The sequence below is a fragment of the Myxococcus hansupus genome (genome assembly GCF_000280925.3).
GTDB lineage: Bacteria > Myxococcota > Myxococcia > Myxococcales > Myxococcaceae > Myxococcus > Myxococcus hansupus.
This window is the reverse complement of the sequence record NZ_CP012109.1, coordinates 173684-192671: the sequence shown is the minus strand read 5'-3', so window position 1 is coordinate 192671 and position 18988 is coordinate 173684. Positions and strand designations below refer to the sequence as shown.

Sequence of the window (18988 nt, the reverse complement as noted above, 5' to 3'; positions counted from 1 at the left end):
CATGTTCTCGCGACGAACCGTCCTGAAGGGCATGGCCGCCGGCCTCTTCGCGCCCTACTTCCGCGACGTCTACGCCCAGTCGTCAGCGTTGCCGGCGCGCCTGGTGCTGGTCCTCGAGTGCAATGGCGTCTACCCCCGCGCGCTCCTGAGCACGGACACCCGCGCGGCGCTGGGGGGGCGCGCCAACACCTCCGACCGCCTCTTCTGGGACGCGTACAAGGACACGCCGCTGGTGCGTGAGGGCGACAACCTCGCCAGCGCGGTAAGTCTCGGGCCGCTGGCGGCGTCTTCCGGCAACATCGACCTGGTGAACCGCTCCGCCGTGCTGCTGGGGCTCTCGAACCTCATCGCGGGCGGCGGGCACTCCAGCGGGACGGGCGGGCTGAGCTGCGCGGTGAACGGCGCGGGCGCGACCTTCGACGCGGTGATTGCACCTCGCCTGCGCCGAGGTGCACCGTTCGACGTGCTGCGCCTGGGCACCAGCTCCGCGCGCGTGTCCATCGTATACGAGACCTGCGCGCTCGGACCCCGCAAGCCCGCGGGCATCATCGTCAACCCATCGCTCGCGTTCGACAGCACCTTCGGCTCGCTGCTCGGCGGCTCGACGAACGGGCGCGATCGCAAGATGCTCTTCGACTTCGCGCTGGCCGACTCACGGAAGGCGCTGGCGGAGTTCAGCGGCAACTCCAACGAGCGGCTGAAGCTGGAGCGCTACGTCTCCTCGCTCGAGTCGCTGCGCACGCGGGAGGACCAGCTCGAAGGCATGGCGAACCGCGTGCGGCCCTACCTGCCACCGGCGCCGAGGGACAACCCGCTCATCACCAGCGCGGGCTCGCCGCCCGACTCGCTGAAGTGGTTCGAGGCACAGTTCCAAATCGCCACGGCGGCCCTCCTGGGCGGGCTGACGAATACGGTGGTGCTGGCGACGGGGACCTCGGGCTTCGACGTGGCCTACGGCCCGGACGTGACCGACATCCCGCGACACAGCCTGCAGCACGGCTTGGATGCGGGGCAGAACTGGGATCGCGTCGCCGAAATCACCCGTCGTCACGTGCAACTGGTGGCGAACCTGGCGAGGACGCTGGCCGCCACGCCCGAGGTCGGCGCGAGCGGCTCGATGTTGGACCACACCGCGATTGTCTTCATGTCCGACAACGGCGAGCAGCACCATTCGACCTCGCGTGAGTGGCCGAAGCTCGTGGTGGGCGGCAACGCGCTGGGCCTGAAGACCGACGGGCGCACGGTCGTGTACCCCAAGTACGACGCGGCCCGGAACCGGCAGGTCTCGAACCTCTTCAACACGCTCGGCCACGCGTTCGGAGACGCGGACTTCAACACCTTCGGACAGGAGGGCAGCACGCGCATCGCGCCAGGACCGCTGAGCGAGCTGTATGGCTGAGCCGTGAGAGCGGGCTGGGCGGGTTCCGGGTCATTTGGGGCAGGCAGGTCTCACGGGCGCCACGCCTGGGCCGGCGGTGTTTCCCTTCGTGCGTTGGCCTCGGCATTGAGAGGACTCGCGAAGTCCCGCACCCTTGCGTGCGGATGGCCACTGGGGGACGGTCCTTCATGACCGCGGCCTCAAGCCCCGCACGCACATTCTCCTCACCTGCTTGAGGGAGCGGCAGCTCTCGCTGTTGCTGCCCATCGGCTGGGACTTTCAGACCGAGGAACTGCTGTTGGGCGCGAAGCCGTACTTCATGACCAGGGTGCCATCCCCCGAGCCCCAGACAGCGTGAACCAGAGGTCGGAGGCCCCGGCCGGCACGTTGAGTGTAGATGCAGGAACAGCTCCCCACCGGCGCGTCAATTCTGATGGCAGGGAGTTGTGCACTGCTCGGGGCATGTGGTGAGGAGCAGGAGTAGGCCCCCGGGGAGGATGAGGGCGTGGCCATCAATGCCCTTCAGGTGTACGTCCCCCTGGCGACGCCCCCCCCTGCGGCGTCGCGACGGCGACCGTGGCCGGTCCGCCACATGGGGCCTGTGCCGCTGGAGGTGATGAGCGACTCCAATCAGGGGGCGATCATGGATGTCCCCGTGGGGGTACAGCACCTGGTGCATGTGCACGCGTACGACAGCAGCGGTCTGAAGGTGCACACGGGAGCCTCGACCGTGGACGTTATTGAGGGAGGAAGAAGGGACGTCGCGAACGTCTTCATGCCCAGCCTCCCACAGAAATGCCCGGAGGTAGGCACGGAGCTCCCCGCCTCCCCGGTAGACTGGATTCGATCACCATCGATAGTGCCGGCGGCACGGCAGCAGTCACTAAAGGAATGAGGCAGAGTCTGAAATAGCGTCGGCGGCGTCCGTCAAACGCGGGGCCTTCTTCGGACGCGGCGCCCCCCCATGGCGATGAGCGCCTGGAGCGTCTTGGCGGCGGGCCTCATCACGGGCCTCGTCGTATGTGACGTTCAAGCGGAAGGAAGAGGCCTTAGTCGACCAGCACGAGGCCCTCTAGCAAGTTGTTGAAGAAGCCCAGCTTGCTGGCACGAGGCCGGGCTTCTCGCTGAGCTCCATCTCAACCTCGTCTTCGAGGCAAGGCGATGGGCGGAGGGGGCCTATGCGGCGGTCAACCGCGCCATCCGCACCAGGTTGTACGCGGCGCCCACCAGGTAGGCTGCCAACTCCGTCCGCTCCCTGCCTTTGAAACGCGTCTTGCGGAAGCCTCCCACCGTCTTCATCCAGCCCCAGACTTCTTCGATTCGCTTCCGTATCCGCTGGCTGAGGGCATAGCCCGCGGGCCTTGTCGCTCGCCTGTCGATGGCCGAGCGGCGTCGGGTGTCCGTCGTCTGCGCAATGTGAGGCGTCACTCCCATGCGCCGGCAGTCGGCGACGAAGTCCGCCGTGTCGTAGCCCTTGCCCGCGCCCACGGTAGCCCGCTCGCGAGGTCCACGAGCAGCCCGTTGCGGTTCTCCATGACGCCATTGAGGCTGTAGGCCAGCCGCGCCTCCGGGTCCGTCGTCGAGGCATGCGTCGTGTTGCTGCGCTTCTGCCCGTGGAAGTCCACCGTCGGGTTGCCCTTGTCGTCGGGCGGCTCCTTCTTCTCGTCCTTCGGGCGGAACGACTTCAGGGACGCCCAGGCTTCAATCAGACTGCCATCCACGCTGAAGTTCTCGCTGCTGGTGAGCCCCGCGCTTTTCGCCTGGTTCATCACCGCCAGGAAGAATCTCCGGGCGACGTCAGCAGCCGGTCCCGGTTCTGCGAGAAGGTGCTGTGGTCGAAGGAGGCGTCCTCCATCCCCATGTCGAGGAACCACCGGTACAGCAGGTTGTAGTCAAGCTGCTCGCAGAAGAGCCGCTCGCTTCGCACCGAGTAGAACGCCATGAGCAGGCAGGCCTTCAGCAACTGCTCCGGAGGGATGCTCGGCCGGCCCGTGCCGCTGTACATCTCGTCGAACGTCGGCGAGAGCGCCGCCAGCGCGGCGTCCGCCATGTCCTTCACCCGGCGCAGCGGATGGCCCGCGGGCACCCGCTCTCCCGGCGTCCTCAGGCTGAACAGCGTCGTCTGTTGCTTGGCCCGTCCCCGCATCGCTGCCTCCGATGAACGGAGGACACCACGTCACGTTGCGGGGTGTCGATCCCTCGGAGGGGTTCCTCAACAGCCTACTAGGAGCAGGGCTGGCGCTTGAAGCTCCTGCGCACGCACTGAAGCGCGGCGCCGAGGGAGGAGCCCCCCTCCATGGTCCTCATTCGCCGGAACAGCGTGAACCCGCGATCGGGGCGTCCGGGCAAAGGTCGAACGCGCACTCGAACTCCGAGGACAACACCGTCAGCGTTTTCTGGCCGGCGACCTGCCGGATGAACCACTGCGGTGGCAACGTGACAATGCCGAAGTCGGCCAGCTTCTGGCCGTCGTATCCCCAGGTCACCATCATGTCCTTTCCCTCGAGCTCAATTCGGAGGGCGAACATCCGCTTCCTGCCTTTCGTTTTGACTCCTACTGACTGGAAGGCGGCTTCAACAGCGCGGTCACAGGCGTCGAGCCCAGTACCTGCAAGACGCTTCGACGCGAGCTCTGCCCGAGCGTTCCAGGCCACAGCAACGGTATCGACGCTCACAGTGCCACTGCGTGTCGGTGTGCCGGGCGCGGCGCCAAGCAGCATCAGTGAGAAGGCAGCGGCGATGGGGTGGTTCATGAATGCTCCGATTGCGAAATGGGGTGCATCTTACCGAATTCGTGACAGGCGAGGCTCAGCTCCCGACGTTCCCTCATCGAGCGCATGGAGCCCACAAGAAGGGAGGCTCGCCATTCGCTGCCGAAGAGCGCGAGGACGCGCGCGTGCATCATCGCCGTCGATGTGATGCAGTCGCGCGGTGCTTGAGAGCGTCACCATCGACCAGCTCCGCACGCTCCACGCTGCGGCCGAGGAGGGCAGCTTCTCCGCGGCGACTCGGAAGCTCGGCCAGGGGCAGCCCGCCGTCAGTCAGGCCATGCAGCGGCTGGAGAAGCAGCTCGGCCTGCGCCTCTTCGACCGGAGCGGGCGCGTCCCGCGTCTGACGGCGAAGGGCGAAGCCGTCGTCGCGGCGGCGCAGCGACTCCACGAGGACATCACCTCGCTCCAGGCGGTGGTGGGCCGGCTCAAGAGTGGCGAGGAACAGAAGGAGGCGCTGCTTCGCAGAGCCGAAAGGCCATTTCCCGGATCCCGAAGGACTGGCCGCCCGGTGGAACGACTACCAGCAGCGCGTCTGGTCACTCCAAATGATGGGCACATTGGATGAGTCCTCCAGTTGCCAGGTGACACACTGCATCAGAGGATTCGGGCCTCTACAGCTTGTGGACTTCGAGCCAGAGTTCCTCGCGAGGGTGCCGCAGCAGTTGGACGCGCTGACGGCGGTGCTGCGCGAGGATGCGGACGATGAGAAGCGAGCGGCGGCGACATTCCTGTTGGCCTACGCGCCCACGCCCGAGGAAACCGTGCGGCGGCTGGTGCCCAGCATCCGCTGCAGCTTCCCATCGGTTCGCAACAGCGTGGTGCGCGTGCTGACAGCCTTACAGCAGGTCGCGGCGCGGCCCCTGCGACAGAGCGCGAGGCACGGCGCGCCCACTCCTCCCCAATCACGGAAGCCTGTCACGACGGGACACTGCGAGTGCTTTCGTTCGAGCGGCGCCCAGCGAGGAGCCATCGTTCCGCCAGGTGTCGGAAATCACGTCCCAGGCGGTAAGCTTTGAGTCTGAGTCGACCGAGATGTGTTTGACGAAGTTCATGGCCCGCTTCAAAGCGTTCAGCGCTTCGTCCCTTCACTTCTCAAATGAATTTCATATAAGGCTTGTTTTACCATGCCCCACACCCTCTCCCGAGCCACCCTCCTGGTCCCCCTCCTGTTCGCGGCGTGCGGTGGGGATGAACTCCCCGCGCCCGAGTCCCCTGCGACGGAGGTCCACGCTCTCGCCAGCGTGGGGGCCCCGCTCAGCGACCTGCGCACCGGTACCTATAAAGGCTTCACCGGAGGTCTGTATCCGCAGGGGCGCAACAGCATGCCCGCCCCGCACGCCACCGCGGGTCAGCTCCAGGCCGCGGCCATCAAGCCCCTGAACGTGAACGGCCAGCCGAGCGCGCGCGGCAAGTACGTGCTGCTCTCCATCGGCATGTCGAACACCACGCAGGAGTTCTGCTCAGCGAGCGGCGCGGCGCCGTGCGACGCGTGGACCTTCGCGGGACAAGCAGCCGCCGACGCGTCGGTGAATCACTCCACCCTGGTGATCGCCAACGGGGCCCGGGGCGGGCAGGACTCCCAGACCTGGGACTCTCCCAACGACCCGAACTACGAGCGGGTGCGCACGGACGTGCTGGAGGCGCAGGGCCTCAGCGAGAAGCAGGTGCAGGTGCTCTGGATCAAGTCCGCCAACATCCGGCCATCGCTGTCGCTGCCAAACACCCACGCGGACGCCTACCAATTGAAGGCGTTCCTCGGGGACATCCTGCGCGCGGCCCGGGTGCGATACCCCAACCTGAAGCAGGCGTTCATCTCCAGCCGGACCTACGCGGGATATGCCTCCGTCGAACTCAACCCCGAGCCGTATGCCTATGAGAGCGGCTTCGCGGTGAAGTGGCTCGTGGAGGCGCAGATCCGCCAGAAGCAGAACGGCACCATCGACCCTCACGCTGGCAACCTCGACTACGCGCAGGGCATCGCGCCCTGGGTGGCGTGGGGCCCCTACTTCTGGGCGGATGGGCTCAACCCGCGCTCGGATGGACTCCGCTGGGAGCGAGCGGATTTCGTGAGCGACGGCACCCACCCCAGCCAGTCGGGCGAAACCAAGGTGGGCGGGATGCTGCTCGACTTCTTCAAGTCCTCGCCGCAGACGCGATGCTGGTTCCTCGCCGGACAGAGCTGCTCCTGAGGGCCCTGAGCCTCACCCGCTTCGGTGACGACTCCCATGTCCTTCACGGGAGTCGCTGGCGACGCCACCATCAAGCCGTCGCCATCCGTGTCCTCTCCCGAGAACGTGGCGCGAGACTCAAACTGCAATTGTAGGACGCATTCCTGGATGCGTCGCTCCAGGGGACGCCGCGCAGCACCGCCGCGCGGCGCACCCCTGAAACGGAAGGACTTCGCTGGAGCTAGAACGAGGTGGCCCAGCGGGTCTGGCTATCGCTCAGGAAGCGGTGCAGCGGGGTCCCCGCGTTGCTGACGAGGATGACCTCGGTGGCGTCAGCGAGGATGGCCGTCACGGTGACGCCGTTCATGTTCCAGTTGTCACCGGTGGCGAAGGGGTCCGGCTGCCCCGACGTGAACTGGATGGCGAACTCCACCAGGCGCCCCATGTACACGCCAGCCGGCATGTCGAGCGTCACCGTCCGGGTGGAGTTGTTGGGCCACGACACGCCGTTGTTGAGATTGCCGCTGGTGACGAGATGGTTCCCCGAGGTGTTCGCGTACTTCAGCGAGGCGACAGCGTTGCTCGCGGTGCGGAGGTCATCGCTGCCCGTGACAATCTTGATGCGCAGTTGCGTGATGCGGCTCGCTTCATCGGTCGCGTGCGCCGCGCCGGGCGACAGGGTGATGATGCTCAGGGCGAAGACGCCAGCGAGGGTCGCGAAGGCGCGGCGGGACAGGCCTCCCAGAGGGCGGATTGCAGACATGGTGGGCTTCTCCTTCATGGATTTTCAGCACAGGGGTGGATGCATCACTTCACCCAGCCGCGCATGCAGGGCGGCCGGGCAATGACCACCCTGCCGCGCGGCCTCCCGCGCGAACACTGCCAATCTTCTTGCACTCCCCTCGCGTGCCCGGCCATGCGAGACGTCTGGAATGACGAACCTCGCCATGTTCGTGGCGCTGCTCCTGTGTCCATGGGGGGCCTTCGCCAGCGCCGCGCTGCCCCAGGGCTTTGGAGTGAGCCCCGAGGCCTTGCGCGTCAAGGTCGTGACGTTCGGCGCGGGGACGGCGGCGCATGAGCGCTTCGGGCACACCGCGCTGTGGCTGGAGGACACGCACCTGGGCGCCGACGTCCTCTACAGCTACGGGATGACGGCGCACCAGGAGGGGCCGCCGTTCGCGTTCTTGATGCGCCGTCAGGCCTTCTGGGCCGCCAGACTGCCCGTGGCCAGCACGTTCGCGGGCTACGAACGCAAGGGGCGCTCCATCCGGGTCCAGGAGCTGCGGCTCGCGCCGGACGCGAAGGGACGGCTGTTGGCCCTGCTGGAGCGTGACGTGCGCCCCGAGCACCGGGACTACGCCTATCACCCGACAGACCACAACTGCGCCACGCGGGTGCGCAACGTGTTGGACGAAGCCCTGGGCGGCGCGCTCCGGAAGGCGGCCGAGGGCCCCGCGGAGGCCACCTGGCGCGAGCACCTCCGGCGGCAGACCGCTGGCGCTCCTGGTGTGAGCGTCCTGCTGCTCACGTGGGTGAACGGCGTCATGGATGCTCCGAGGAGCCGCTGGGAGGAGGCGTTCATGCCCGAGCCCTTGTCCCGGTGGCTCGACACACTCTCCAGTCCGGAAGACGGACACGGCCAGGGGGCGCTCGTCACCCTCCGCTACGACGTCCAACCATCGCGGCTGTCTTCCGTCATGAACACCCACCCCTCGCGCCTGTTCGCCCTGGGGCTGGCCCTGGCCAGCGGCGCGGTGCTGCTGGGTGCGAGGAGGACAAGGTCGGCCGGGCGCGTCCTCCTCGGCCTGTACCACGCGCTGTTCGGGCTGGTGGCGGGGAGCATGGGGATGCTCGGCCTGGGGCTGACGCTCCTCTCCGAGCACGCCGCGCTGCGCGGCAACGTGAACCTCCTGCTGTTCAATCCGCTCGCCCTCGGGTTGGTTCCGCTCGGCATCGGCGTGGCGCTGGGGCGTCAGTGGGCGGAGCGGTGGGCCAGGGCCTGGGTGCTGGTGCTCCTGGCAGGCGCGGGACTCGTGGCGGGCCTGGCGGGCCTGCGTGTCCTCGGGCAGGACGTCCGTGAGCCCCTGGCGCTGGCGCTGCCGATTCTGCTGGGACTTGGCGTGGGGTGGTGGATGCCGCCGCGCCGTGCGAGCCACCTCCTGGCGCTCCAGCGTGGCTGAGCGGCGCTCAAGCTCCGGCGGGAAGCAGCACCTCCACCCGCGCGCCACCGCCCGGGGGACTGGAGGCGCGCAGGCTGCCTCCGCTCGCCTCCACCAGTCCATTCACCAGGAGCAGGCCCATCCCCGAGCCGTCCCGCTTCGTCGTTCCTCCGCGGGGTCGCGTGCCCTCCAGCAAGCCCGCGCGGAAGCCGGGGCCGTCGTCGGTGACACGCAGGAGGACATGGGAGCGCCGCCCTCCTTCGTGTTCCACGCTCACGTGTACGGTCCGAGCGCCAAGCTGTCCGTCGCCCTCGCAGGCATTCACGAGCAGGTTGGTCACCACATGGGCCAGCCCTGGGGCGCCTCCCACCACGCGGGCCCGGGACACCCTGGCGAGGGGACCCTCCACCACGATGTGGACGTGCGCGAAGCGCAGTTGGACCTGCTCCGCCGCCTGGTGCAGCGTGGTGCCGACATCCACCGCGCTGGCGTCGTCGCTCATCGCCAGCTCCCCCATCGCGCGGGACTTCACCCGGGAGACGAAGGCCGCCAACTCCCCCAGGTCTTCCGCGATGGCCCGCGCATGGCGTTCGGTGGCGCGGCCTTCGGGCTGGCGCACCAGCAGGTCCGCGCGCAGCCGTGCTGACGACAGCAGCGTCCGTGCGTCGTGATGCTCCCTCAGCAGCAGGTCCAGGTGCCTGCGTGTCCGCTGCGCGCGCTCTCGCGTCCCGGCCATCGTCAGGACCATCCGCCGCGCGGTGTGACACACGAGGCTGGCCACCGCGCCCACGCTCGCGATGAACAGGAAGAGCAGCACCAGCTCTGACACGCCATAGGTGATGAAGGCCGCGTTGAGCCGGAAGTCCAGGGCGACCAGTCCCCCCATCAACGCGAGATTGGTGACAGTCCCCACCCAGGCGGCCCTGGGACACAGGCGAAGCGCGGAGGCGAACACCACCGCGATGGCGGCAGCGGGGTCCGGCATGCGCAGCAGCCCCGTGTACTGGGGCCCATGCCACGCCAGCGTGGACAGCAGTGACGCGTGCGCGAGCACGGCGTCCAGCAGGGTGGAGGCCACCAGCAGCCGCTCGTCGAACCAGCGCCGCCGCGCCGCGCCCACCGAGGCCACCGACAGCAGGATGCCAATGCCCAGCACGGGAAGCTCCACCCACGCCGCCGGCACGCCACCCTCCGCGTGTACACCCCCCAGCGCCAGATAGCGCGCCAGCACGAGCCCCAGGAAGACGATCCGGACGCCGCTCACCAACGCCTCGCCATCGTTGGATGCGTCCAGAAGCACCCGCTGGGCCAACTGCCCTGGCAGGGCTCGCGGAGGTGCCTCAGGCATGAGTGCTAGCCTTCCGGGGATGGGCACCGTGGTGCGACATCTCCTGGTGGTGGAGGACTCGGAGCGCCTGGCCCTGGTGCTGGAGGAGGTGCTGGGCCCCCATGCCGAGCGAGTCACCCGGGTGACGACGCTCGCGGCGGCCCGTCAGGTGCTCCGGGAGCAGCCGCCGGATGCGGTGCTGCTGGACGTCAGCCTGCCGGATGGCACCAGCGACACGTTGCTGGAGGACCTCCAGGCCGTGGAGCCGCTGCCTCACGTCATCGCCATCAGCGGCAACGCAACGGCCGAGCAGGCTTTTCGTCTGGCGTCGGGCGGCGTGCGGGCCTTCGTGCCCAAGCCGCTCGACCTGGCCCGGCTGGAAGCGGTGTGGCGGGAGACGCTGGCCCGCCCACCCGACCTCATCCACACGCTGCGCGCGAGCGCCGGTCAGGTGCCCCTGCACGAAATCGAAGGGACGGTCCGCGAGACGTTGGTCGACGAGGCCCTCGCGAAATCCGGCGGGAGCGTTCGCGGCGCGGCGAAGCTGCTGCGCATCTCGCGCCAGTTGCTCCAGCACATCCTCAACGCTCGAAAGTAAGGCGCCGTCCGCTGTCATCCACATGCCTTGTCACCGCGGCGCCCAGGGGTCTTCGCGCCAAGGGGCGTTACGTCGGCATGCAGATTCAAGCGCCGTACCATGACGCCGCCATTGCCCGGCCCCAGGTGACTCCGTTCGCCGGTCAGCCCCGGTGTGGACTGGCGGGCCACGGAGGGTGTGACGGCGTGGTCTCGAGGACAACATGCGAGGGCGGCGCACCCGTCGGGCCGCGCGGATGCGGCCGTCGACGACGTCGGGCCCGCACGCGGCGGGACCTGCCAGAAAATGGCGCCGCGTCAGCCGCTGCTTTTAGGGTTCCGCGCCCTACCTCCCGAGGACCCTCGTCATGACGCTCACGACCGCCCTGCTCCTGCTCACTCTCGGCGCCGCGCCGACCCAGCCCGCAGCGAAGAAGTTCGAGTTCGACAAGCACTACCTCGTCCTGCTGGAACGCGTACCGGACGCCAAGAAGCTGCCGGAGGCCGCGCTGGCGCAGTTGCAGAAGGAGCACCTCGCGCACCTCACGCGCATGGGGGAGAGCGGCAAGATGGTGCTCGCGGGCCCCTTCGACGAGCAGGACGACGTGGGCATGCGCGGCGCGTGCATCTACCGCACCGCGACCAAGGCGGAGGCGAAGCAGCTCGCCGAGCAGGACCCGATGGTGAAGGCGGGCCGACTGCGGGTGCAGGTCATGGCCTGGTACACGGAGAAGGGCTACCTGGCGTTCCCCCTGGCCCCGCCCGTCGAGGCGGCCAAGGGCGCGGCGAAGGACGCAGACAAGTAGCGCCCCGCCGCACCTCCCCGACGAGGCGGCGGACTCCTCAGTTCCAGAGCTCCCGCGAGAGCAGGTCCACCATCGCGACGGCGACCTCCGGCGCGGGCAGCCCCAACGCCCGCTGGAGCGCCGCATCGGTCGGCGCGGAGACCTCCGCACGCAGCGCCTCCACCGCCCGCTGACGTGCCGCGCGCACCGCCTCGCGCTCGGCGGACGGCAGGCGCTCCACCGCCCAACGGTCAATGGCCCAGGACAGGTCCGCGTGCCGGGTCTCGTCCTCGGCGATTCGGACCATCGCCTCGCGAACCTCGTCGTCCTCCGCGCGCAGGGCCTGATGGTGGGCCAGCAGCGCGCCGTACGTCTCGCGCACGCAGCCCTCCACCGCATTGTCCAGCGCCACCTCGAGCAGCGGCCTGGGCGGGAGCGGCGCCACCACCGCGCGCTCCGGCGTCGCGCCATGACGACGTGCAAGGCGTCCACACACCTCCGTGTGAGCCACCTCATCGAGTGCGCTGCGCAGCGCCGCCTGCTGAAGCTCGACCGCCGCGCCATGAAGCGCCAGTTCGTCCCGCAGCCTCAAGAAGGCCGTGATGGAGGCCTCCTCCAGATGGGCGATGAGCGCGAAGTGCTGTCCCAGCTCATCCGAGCAGGCAACCGAGCCATCCGAGCGGAGTCCCGCGGGCCGGCGACCCACGGTGCACCCCTTCGTGCCCCGCTCCAAGATGTGGGTCTGCATCACGCGCAGCTCGCCCGAGGGCTTCACCTCCAGCAGATACTGCGTCAGGTTGGAGCCCTCTCCACACGCGAAACCCTTCGTGGCGACGACGTTGAAGGTCCCGTCCGCGTTGGCCCTCACCGCGCCTTTCTCCAACGCGGTACAGCTCAGGTTGTAGCCGTCCGCGAAGACCTGGAGCAGCGCTTCCTGAGTCGTGTCGATGTCCCCCAGGAAGGCCCGGAGCGCCTCCTGAGTGGTGTGGGCCTCCACCGCATCCCCTCGCGTTGTCACGAGGTAGTACGCGTGGCAGTCCGGCTCGCAGCGGGAGCGGAACCCCACCTCGGAGGAGAGGGACTCGAGCTCCGCGTTGCACGTCACCGGCTGCGTGGCGGTCTCGCACGGCGTCCCCGAGGACACGAGGGGCTGCTGCCGGGGCGTGGTGTACTGGTCGGCGAGGAACCGCATCTCGACGAAGTCCGTCTGTGTCGCGGGAGACAGCCCTCGGACCGACAGGTTTTGTTCGTCACAGGTAGGGGGCGAGTAGCCTTCCAGGGCAATCCCCCCATTGCCACAGCCGGTGAGCAGCAGCGGAGACGCCAGTGATGCACTCATCGCTCGGGTGAAGAGTCGGCGCAGTTGTTCCGAGTTCAAGCAACACTCCTCTCTGGGTACACCCTCCACTTCCAAGCAATCACGATGCCAGAAACGCTTCACTCGATGAACCCAGGGCCGTCGGCTGGAACATGCCGACGTTTTCCAGGAGCGGCCTCAGAAACCTGAGGCATTCGGTGTCCCAGACCGCACAAGTCGCCCGCGGGCAGGTCCGCGGCGGCGCGCGCCAGCCGGGCCACGCGAAGCCCAGCAAGCCTTCGCGCCGCGCCGATGGGGACGACTGCTCGCGACGCAGTCCGGAAAGGAAAACGCCTTGAAGCCCCTCAAGGCGCTGCCTGACCGCGTCTTGAAACTGTTCCTGTCTGAGATTGCCGCGGGCGATCGTGCCCCCGAGAACGACCTGTGCTGTTCCGCGAAGAATCGTCGGCTCAACTGCGACGGCACCTGTATCAGGACCTCCGTCTGCGGCTGATTCCAGCTTCATCACCCCGGCGGGATGTGGCCCCTCATCGACGCGGAGTCCATCGTCGCCACCGTGCGGCTCCGGGAGCCGGAGCCTTCACGAACCGAGGAGACTCCGGGCCGCCGCGCCAGGGATTGATGACGAGCATGCCCGTGGCCGAGGTGCGCGGCCCGGGCAGGTGCGCATCACCAGTCGTAGCCGTGGTAGCTCTTCAGCATGATGACCTTGCCGCTGTTCGGGTAGTACAGGGCGCCGTACTCGGCGTAACTGTGGCAGTTGTGGCAGGGAAGCTCCTCCCAGGCGAACCACGCCTGGATGGGGCCGCCGCCCGCGAACGCGTCGATGACGGCCAGCAGCGGGGAGCTGCTCGAGCCGAAGAAGTAATTGTCCACCACCATGCCCGCGCGGTCGGTGACCTCGCCCCAATCAGACGGAGGCACCGTCTGCGTCGTCCCGTGGAGGTGGTCCACCACCGCCTGAATGGTCACCGGCGTGGCCGGGCACTCCGGGGTGCTGTACGCGTCGATGCCAACCAGCCCGTACCACGTCGTGGCGGAGGCGCCGGAATCGGGCGTCTGGCGCGCGTGCCCCGGGGGCGGGAAGGCAATCTCGGTGAGGGACAGTGGCTGGCCCGGGAGCACCTCGCAGGCGCTCGCGAGCATGCAGCGCTGCACCTGCCGGTGCGTGCCGCACGCGCCGAAGTCCAGCGTGCCCTCGGACTGCGCGTGGATGCAGTTGTAGACGGACGGCTGGCAGGCGGGGGTGGGCCACGTGCTGTACGGGTCGTTGTGGGTGCTGATGGCCAGACCGGTGACGCGCACCACCAGGCGCGCCGTCTCCGTCACCACGGCGCCGCCGTTGAGCGTGGCGGTGAAGGTAAGCGGGTCCGTGTGCGGGTCCACCGCCTGGTAAACCGCCGGGTAGCGCCAGTCGAGTTGGAAGGTGCCCGCGTCCACGCGGGTGACCATCGGCGTGCCGTCCGGCCCGGTGACGGTGAGCGAGGTCGCCGCCGAGTCCACCCGGCCGCGGTACATCAGGTTGTCCGTGCCGGCCGCGTTGCGCACGTAGACCGGGTCGACGTTCTCGTGGACGGTGATGGAGTTCGGCCCGCGGAAGTCGAAGAACCGGGGCGCCAGGACAATCTGCGCGTAGTACCGCGTCGGAGAGCCCGTGAAGGTGTCGATGGACACGAACAGCGGCATCCCAGACAGCATCGTGTTCAGCTCGTGGCCCTCCTCGAGCACCACCTCGAAGCGCCGCTCGCTGATGATGCTCGCCGTGCCGAAGGCATCGTCCGGCACGAAGCTGAAGACGTCCTTGAGATAGCGGTTGGTGGTTCCGCGAATCACAAGCACGCGGCGGCCGTTGCGTGTCTCGAAGGTGCCCAGCGTCTCGAAGCTGAGCTGGTGCGTGCCCGTAGGCTCGTACGCATAGATGCGGGTGGCCGTGGCCGCGGCGGTGGAGACGCCGGTCTCCTCGACCGGGACGACCTGCGGCTCCTCGAGGACCGTGTTACCACAGGCCGTGGCTCCGAGAGCCAGGGCGCAGACCAGGGCAAAATCGCGTAAATTCATGCATTTCCTCCAGGCGAAGAATTCCGGGTGGATAGCACATGTGCCCGACGCAAGCGTGACGCGGCATGTCTCATCTGTGTGCAGGAGGCGCTCAGTCCATGAGGTCCCGCGCGAGCACGCGCGCGTGCATCATCGCCGTCGATGTGATGCAGTCGCGCGGTGCTCGAAAGCGTCACCATCGACCAGCTCCGCACGCTCCGCGCGGTGGCCGAGGAGGGCAGCTTCTCCGCGGCGGCTCGGAAGCTCGGCCAGGGGCAGCCCGCCGTCAGTCAGGCCATGCAGCGGCTGGAGAAGCAGCTCGGCCTGCGCCTCTTCGACCGGAGCGGGCGCGTCCCGCGTCTGACGGCGAAGGGTGAAGCCGTCGTCGCGGCGGCGCAGCGACTCCACGAGGACATCACCTCGTTCCAGGCGGTGGTGGGCCGGCTCAAGAGCGGTGAGGAGACGAAGCTGTCGCTGGTGGTGGACGCCATGTTCCCCACCGATGCGCTGCTGGACTTCGTGCGGGAGCTGGCGCGCACGCACCCGGGGGTGGAACTGGCGCTGGAGGTGGAGCTGATGTCCGCGGTGACGGAGCGCGTGCGCGAGCGGCGCGCGACGCTGGGCATCGCCGGCGCGGACCTGGACCTCACCGGCCTGGAGCAGCGCCCCATCGCGCTCCTCAAGATGATTCCCGTCGCCGCGCCAACGCATCCGCTCGCGGCGGTGAAAGGCGTCCTCACCGAGGCGCACCTCGCCTCCGCCATCCAAATCGTCCTGAGCGAGCGGCTGCCAGCGGGCAAGCCGGGCACAGCGGACCGGGGCGTCATCAGCTCGCGCCTCTGGCGTGTCGCGGACCTGATGACCAAGCACTCGCTCCTCGTCGGCGGCGTCGGCTGGGGCCTCGAGCCCGAGCACCTCGTCCTCGACGACGTCGCCGCCGGACGGCTGGTCGCGCTGCGACTGGCGGCCTGGGAGGGCGGTCCCCCACCCCAGCGCCCGCTCGCCCTGGTGCGCCGCAAGGGCACGCCGCTGGGCCCGGTGGCGACGTGGGCCTCGAACCGGCTCACCTCACTGTGCCAGCTCGCGCTCAGGGGCGCGGACCATCACACGACGTGATGAAAAGCATCACGACCTGGAGCGATTTACAGACGGGGCTCGGCGCTTAGGTTTGGAACCATGAGCACCACAACTCACGTCAGCGTTCCTACTCCGCCTCGAGCCACTTCCCGCCCCCGCACCCTGGAGAGTGTCCATGGTGGCGGCGAGCTGCACTGGGTGGGTGACGGCTTCCGCGTCCACACCCTCGTGCCCAGCGGCGGCCTTCGCCAGGAGCGGACCAGTCCGTTCCTCCTGCTCGACTACCATCCGCCTCAGCACTACCCCGCGCTGGCGAAGGGCCAGCGGGGCGTCGGCTGGCATCCGCACCGTGGCTTCGAGACGGTGACGCTCGCATTCGAAGGCCACGTCGCCCACCGCGACAACGCCGGCCACTCCGGCGTCATCGGTCCCGGGGACGTGCAGTGGATGACGGCCGCCTCCGGCATCCTCCACGAGGAGTACCACGAGCACGACTTCTCACGGCGCGGGGGCACCTTCCACATGCTCCAGCTCTGGGTCAACCTGCCTCGCAAGCACAAGATGTCCGCTCCGGCCTACCAGCCCATCACGACGGAGCAGATTCCGGTGGTCCCCGTTCAAGGAGGCGGCGAGGCCACGGAGCACAGCCGGGTGCGCATCATCGCCGGGAGCTACGGTGACGCGAAGGGTCCCGCCAGGACCTTCACGCCCATCTCCATGCTCGACGTGAAGGTGCGCGCGGGTGAGGACTTCAACCTGTCACTGCCCTCCAACCACAACGCCCTGGTGCTCGTCGCCAACGGCCGCGTGACGGTGGGCACGGAGATCATCCGGAGCGGTGAGCTCGCGGTGTTCTCCAACGACGGGGAGACCCTCTCCCTCCAGGCCGACGAGGACACGCACTTCATCCTCCTCGCGGGCGAGCCCCTCAACGAGCCCATCGCTCACACCGGGCCGTTCGTGATGAACAACCACCGGGAAATCATCCAGGCCATCGACGACTTCGAGTCCGGCGCCTTCGGTGAGATTCCCGAGTAACGGGGGCACGGAGGCTGACGTCGCGCAAGGGTGCTGGCGCCTCCGGGACACACCGTCCCGGGGGCGTCAACGTATCGGCGGGAACGAGGCCGCGGCAGACCGCCTCTTCCCGTGCGCACCGTGCAATGGTTCTTCACGGCTTCTGGCCCGCCTCCATGTGGTCTTTCATCTCGCGCGCTTCCAGGCCATGCCTATGCAATCGTCTCGCTGAAAAGTCCCCGAACTCGGACTTCTCGGCGCATCTCCCGCAGGCGCGTGCAGAGTCAGCAACTGTGGACCCAGTGTCTCGCCCTTCTCCAAGGCGACATGCAGCTCGCTCATGCGCAGCAAATCGCGCTGGAGTTCTTCCGTGCTCAGGAGACCTGCGTTCTTCAATTGACGTAGCACCCGGCGCTGAACAGCGCGCGCCCGGACCGCATTGCCCCCTACAAGAGGGCGACGCGGCGCAGCCAGCAGGCTTGCCAAAAAGCTGGCCTCAAAGGCATCCAGGTCATCGGGCGCTCTGCCAAAGTAGAATCGGCTCGCATTCGCCACCCCCCACACGCCCTCTCCCCACTCAACAGTGTTGAGGTATAGTTCCAGGATACGCCGCTTGCCGAGCGTGTCCTCCAGCTCGCGAGCCACCATGAGCTCGCGCAGCTTGCGATGCACTGTGCGCTCTGGAGACAGGTATAGGTTCCGAGCCAACTGCTGCGTCAGTGTGCTCCCCCCGCGTCGGGCATCCCCTTTCAGCCATGCCAGGGCCGCGTCTTGAAACGCCGGCATGTCCACGCCACGGTGCCGGAAGAAGCTGCGGTCCTCCGCCTTGATGACCGCACACACCAGCAGGAGTGAGACCCGATCTATCGGCGTCACGCCTACTGAGTAGGCATCCTCGGGAAGGCGCTTCTCCGCGGCACGCAGGCGCATGTAGCTGGTTCGCACCGGAGTCTCGTGCGCGAGCACGGAGACATCAGGGGATAGCAACCACAGAGCCAGCACGTAAATGAGGGGCAGCAGGAAGGCAACGGACAACAGCCTCACCACACGTCGATACATTCGGCAGACTCCACCACACGATCCACTTCGTGATGAGCATCCTCGTGCCATTCACTCAAGGGGTACGCCCCTGCTTCCGCGATGTCTCTCGCGCTGGAGCTTGAACCTGACGCCTCGCGTAAGACAAGGGCCAGCCGCGGACTTCCTTGCGACGCTCCCATTGATGGCGCAGCCGAGCAGGACTCACCAGCGTGAACCCATTACTCAGCGAGTTGAGTCTCTCTTGACTGAGTCTTTCATGAACTTGCACGGCGGTTACTGGTTTAACTGCTATTCTGGACTTTAATTTTACTCATAACTATCGTTGCTCCACCACGCTCACTTGAGTGTGGCGAGCCCGCGCTCTCGAAACGGCATCACCGAGAGGGCCCGGGCCCAAGCAGGTGCACCTCCCTCAAGGAGCAAAAACATGAAGCGTTTCGTTTCTCAAAGCATGACGCGCGGAGCCATGGCTGTCGTATCGGCGCTCATGCTCGCCGTCCTGCCCATGGCTGGCGCGACAGGGTGTGGCACGAGCACCGCGAATGACGACGTGAGCGCGAATGACAAGGGGAGTCAGCAGCTCGTCACCGCGGAGACGATCGCCGGACTGAAGGCAGGAGAGCAGTTCGTTGTGGATCTGCGTAAAGAAGGGGTTGCCTACACCTTCGACTTCTCCAAGGCCCCGATTGACTTCAGCCGCATCGCGATGGTCAACGCCGACGGGAAGCGGCTGCTGATGTCCGAGTGGCTGAGCGCCGCGAAGGCGAATGGCGACGACCTCCTGGCAAAGCCAGATCAGAAGTTCCGGCTTGCGTCCGCCGCCAGCAGCCTGGGCACCCTCACCGAATCAGAGCGCGCCCAGCTCGAGGCCACGGGCAAGCTGACGAAGAGGCCCGTCATCAGCGCGCAGGCCACTGAGTACTACTGCTACATTGTAATCGAGATCTACCAGTTCTGCGCGCTCGCGGAAGACGGGACCCTCGTGTGCCTCACCGTCATCATTGAGAGCGAAGAGTGCATCGAAATCGAGGTGGAAGAGGAAGAGCCGTAAGCCGTTGAGCCATGGCGAGCGGCGCCCCCGTTCTCGGCCGCTCGTCAGGTACAGACTGAAGGTGCCCTCTGCCTGCAACCGAGGGCACCTTCGCACCGAAACGGATGGGAAGCCGATTGGCTGAGCGGTGGTAGACAACGGCCGGCCTCTTGAACAGCGGGATCGTCTCAGCTCCCCCATGCAACCGACGCCATCCACATCCAGCGCCCCTCCTGCGCCCCGATACCCAGCCACTTGGTGGGCCACGCTGGCCCTTGTGGCGTCAACAGCACTGGCTGTCTCG

General features: G+C 67.7%; 17 protein-coding genes and 1 pseudogene. 11 read left to right on the top strand and 7 right to left on the bottom strand.

Going from position 1 to position 18988, the window contains the following annotated elements:
• The first annotated feature begins 1 nt into the window (after nt 1).
• A complete protein-coding gene (locus A176_RS00810) occupies nt 2-1399 on the top strand; it encodes a DUF1552 domain-containing protein (protein ID WP_002640906.1) in 1398 nt (465 codons plus the stop codon).
• 595 nt (nt 1400-1994) lie between these two features.
• Complete coding sequence (locus A176_RS00800; RefSeq protein ID WP_044890542.1) at nt 1995-2273, top strand: hypothetical protein; 279 nt, start codon at nt 1995-1997, stop codon at nt 2271-2273.
• Nucleotides 2274-2554: 281 nt separating this feature from the next.
• On the opposite strand, the pseudogene A176_RS00795 reads toward A176_RS00800, so the two are convergent.
• Nucleotides 2555-3524, bottom strand: a pseudogene (locus A176_RS00795) (IS5 family transposase).
• Between the two features lie 157 nt (nt 3525-3681).
• Nucleotides 3682-4131: a hypothetical protein gene (locus A176_RS38515; protein ID WP_144429480.1), complete on the bottom strand. Its 450-nt coding sequence runs from the start codon at nt 4129-4131 to the stop codon at nt 3682-3684.
• Between the two features lie 178 nt (nt 4132-4309).
• On the opposite strand from A176_RS38515, the gene A176_RS00785 reads away from it, so the two are divergent.
• Together A176_RS00785 and A176_RS00775 are read left to right on the top strand one after the other, a co-directional pair.
• Nucleotides 4310-4714, top strand: a complete 405-nt coding sequence (locus A176_RS00785; RefSeq protein ID WP_021781441.1) for a LysR family transcriptional regulator — start codon at nt 4310-4312, stop codon at nt 4712-4714.
• A 559-nt stretch (nt 4715-5273) separates the two neighbouring features.
• Nucleotides 5274-6338: a hypothetical protein gene (locus tag A176_RS00775; RefSeq protein ID WP_002640724.1), complete on the top strand. Its 1065-nt coding sequence runs from the start codon at nt 5274-5276 to the stop codon at nt 6336-6338.
• A gap of 220 nt (nt 6339-6558) precedes the next feature.
• Here the strand turns inward: A176_RS00775 and A176_RS00770 are convergent, their stop codons facing one another.
• Complete coding sequence (locus A176_RS00770) at nt 6559-7080, bottom strand: hypothetical protein (protein WP_144429479.1); 522 nt, start codon at nt 7078-7080, stop codon at nt 6559-6561.
• 169 nt (nt 7081-7249) lie between these two features.
• Between A176_RS00770 and A176_RS00765 the strand changes: the two genes are divergently transcribed.
• Nucleotides 7250-8497 carry a lipoprotein N-acyltransferase Lnb domain-containing protein gene (locus A176_RS00765; protein WP_002640726.1) on the top strand — a complete coding sequence of 416 codons (1248 nt, stop codon included), beginning with the start codon at nt 7250-7252 and terminating at the stop codon, nt 8495-8497.
• A 7-nt stretch (nt 8498-8504) separates the two neighbouring features.
• Here A176_RS00765 and A176_RS00760 read toward each other — a convergent pair whose 3' ends face one another.
• Complete coding sequence (locus tag A176_RS00760) at nt 8505-9824, bottom strand: sensor histidine kinase (RefSeq protein WP_002640727.1); 1320 nt, start codon at nt 9822-9824, stop codon at nt 8505-8507.
• On the opposite strand from A176_RS00760, the gene A176_RS00755 reads away from it, so the two are divergent.
• On the top strand, nt 9823-10401 hold the full coding sequence (locus A176_RS00755; RefSeq protein WP_002640728.1) for a response regulator: 579 nt from the start codon (nt 9823-9825) through the stop codon (nt 10399-10401). The two genes, A176_RS00760 and A176_RS00755, sit on opposite strands and share 2 nt — an antisense overlap.
• Before the next feature lie 346 nt (nt 10402-10747).
• Nucleotides 10748-11185 carry a YciI family protein gene (locus tag A176_RS00750; protein WP_002640729.1) on the top strand — a complete coding sequence of 146 codons (438 nt, stop codon included), beginning with the start codon at nt 10748-10750 and terminating at the stop codon, nt 11183-11185.
• A 37-nt stretch (nt 11186-11222) separates the two neighbouring features.
• On the opposite strand, the gene A176_RS00745 is transcribed toward A176_RS00750, so the two are convergent.
• Complete coding sequence (locus A176_RS00745) at nt 11223-12542, bottom strand: ferritin-like domain-containing protein (protein ID WP_002640730.1); 1320 nt, start codon at nt 12540-12542, stop codon at nt 11223-11225.
• 274 nt (nt 12543-12816) lie between these two features.
• On the opposite strand from A176_RS00745, the gene A176_RS39260 reads away from it, so the two are divergent.
• Nucleotides 12817-12975, top strand: a complete 159-nt coding sequence (locus A176_RS39260; protein WP_193409828.1) for a hypothetical protein — start codon at nt 12817-12819, stop codon at nt 12973-12975.
• Nucleotides 12976-13151: 176 nt separating this feature from the next.
• Here the strand turns inward: A176_RS39260 and A176_RS00740 are convergent, their stop codons facing one another.
• The gene (locus tag A176_RS00740) at nt 13152-14540 is read right to left on the bottom strand and encodes a hypothetical protein (protein ID WP_002640731.1); all 1389 of its coding nucleotides are present in this window, start codon (nt 14538-14540) and stop codon (nt 13152-13154) included.
• 159 nt (nt 14541-14699) lie between these two features.
• Between A176_RS00740 and A176_RS00735 the strand changes: the two genes are divergently transcribed.
• A complete protein-coding gene (locus tag A176_RS00735; protein WP_021781445.1) occupies nt 14700-15635 on the top strand; it encodes a LysR family transcriptional regulator in 936 nt (311 codons plus the stop codon).
• A 60-nt stretch (nt 15636-15695) separates the two neighbouring features.
• Nucleotides 15696-16634 (top strand): pirin family protein, encoded by a 939-nt coding sequence (locus tag A176_RS00730; protein ID WP_044890543.1) that lies wholly within the window; start codon nt 15696-15698, stop codon nt 16632-16634.
• Between the two features lie 165 nt (nt 16635-16799).
• Here the strand turns inward: A176_RS00730 and A176_RS00725 are convergent, their stop codons facing one another.
• Nucleotides 16800-17672 carry a biosynthetic peptidoglycan transglycosylase gene (locus A176_RS00725; protein WP_002640475.1) on the bottom strand — a complete coding sequence of 291 codons (873 nt, stop codon included), beginning with the start codon at nt 17670-17672 and terminating at the stop codon, nt 16800-16802.
• A 409-nt stretch (nt 17673-18081) separates the two neighbouring features.
• Here A176_RS00725 and A176_RS00720 point away from each other — a divergent pair, with 409 nt between their 5' ends.
• A complete protein-coding gene (locus A176_RS00720; RefSeq protein WP_002640474.1) occupies nt 18082-18705 on the top strand; it encodes a hypothetical protein in 624 nt (207 codons plus the stop codon).
• Nucleotides 18706-18988: the final 283 nt, after the last annotated feature.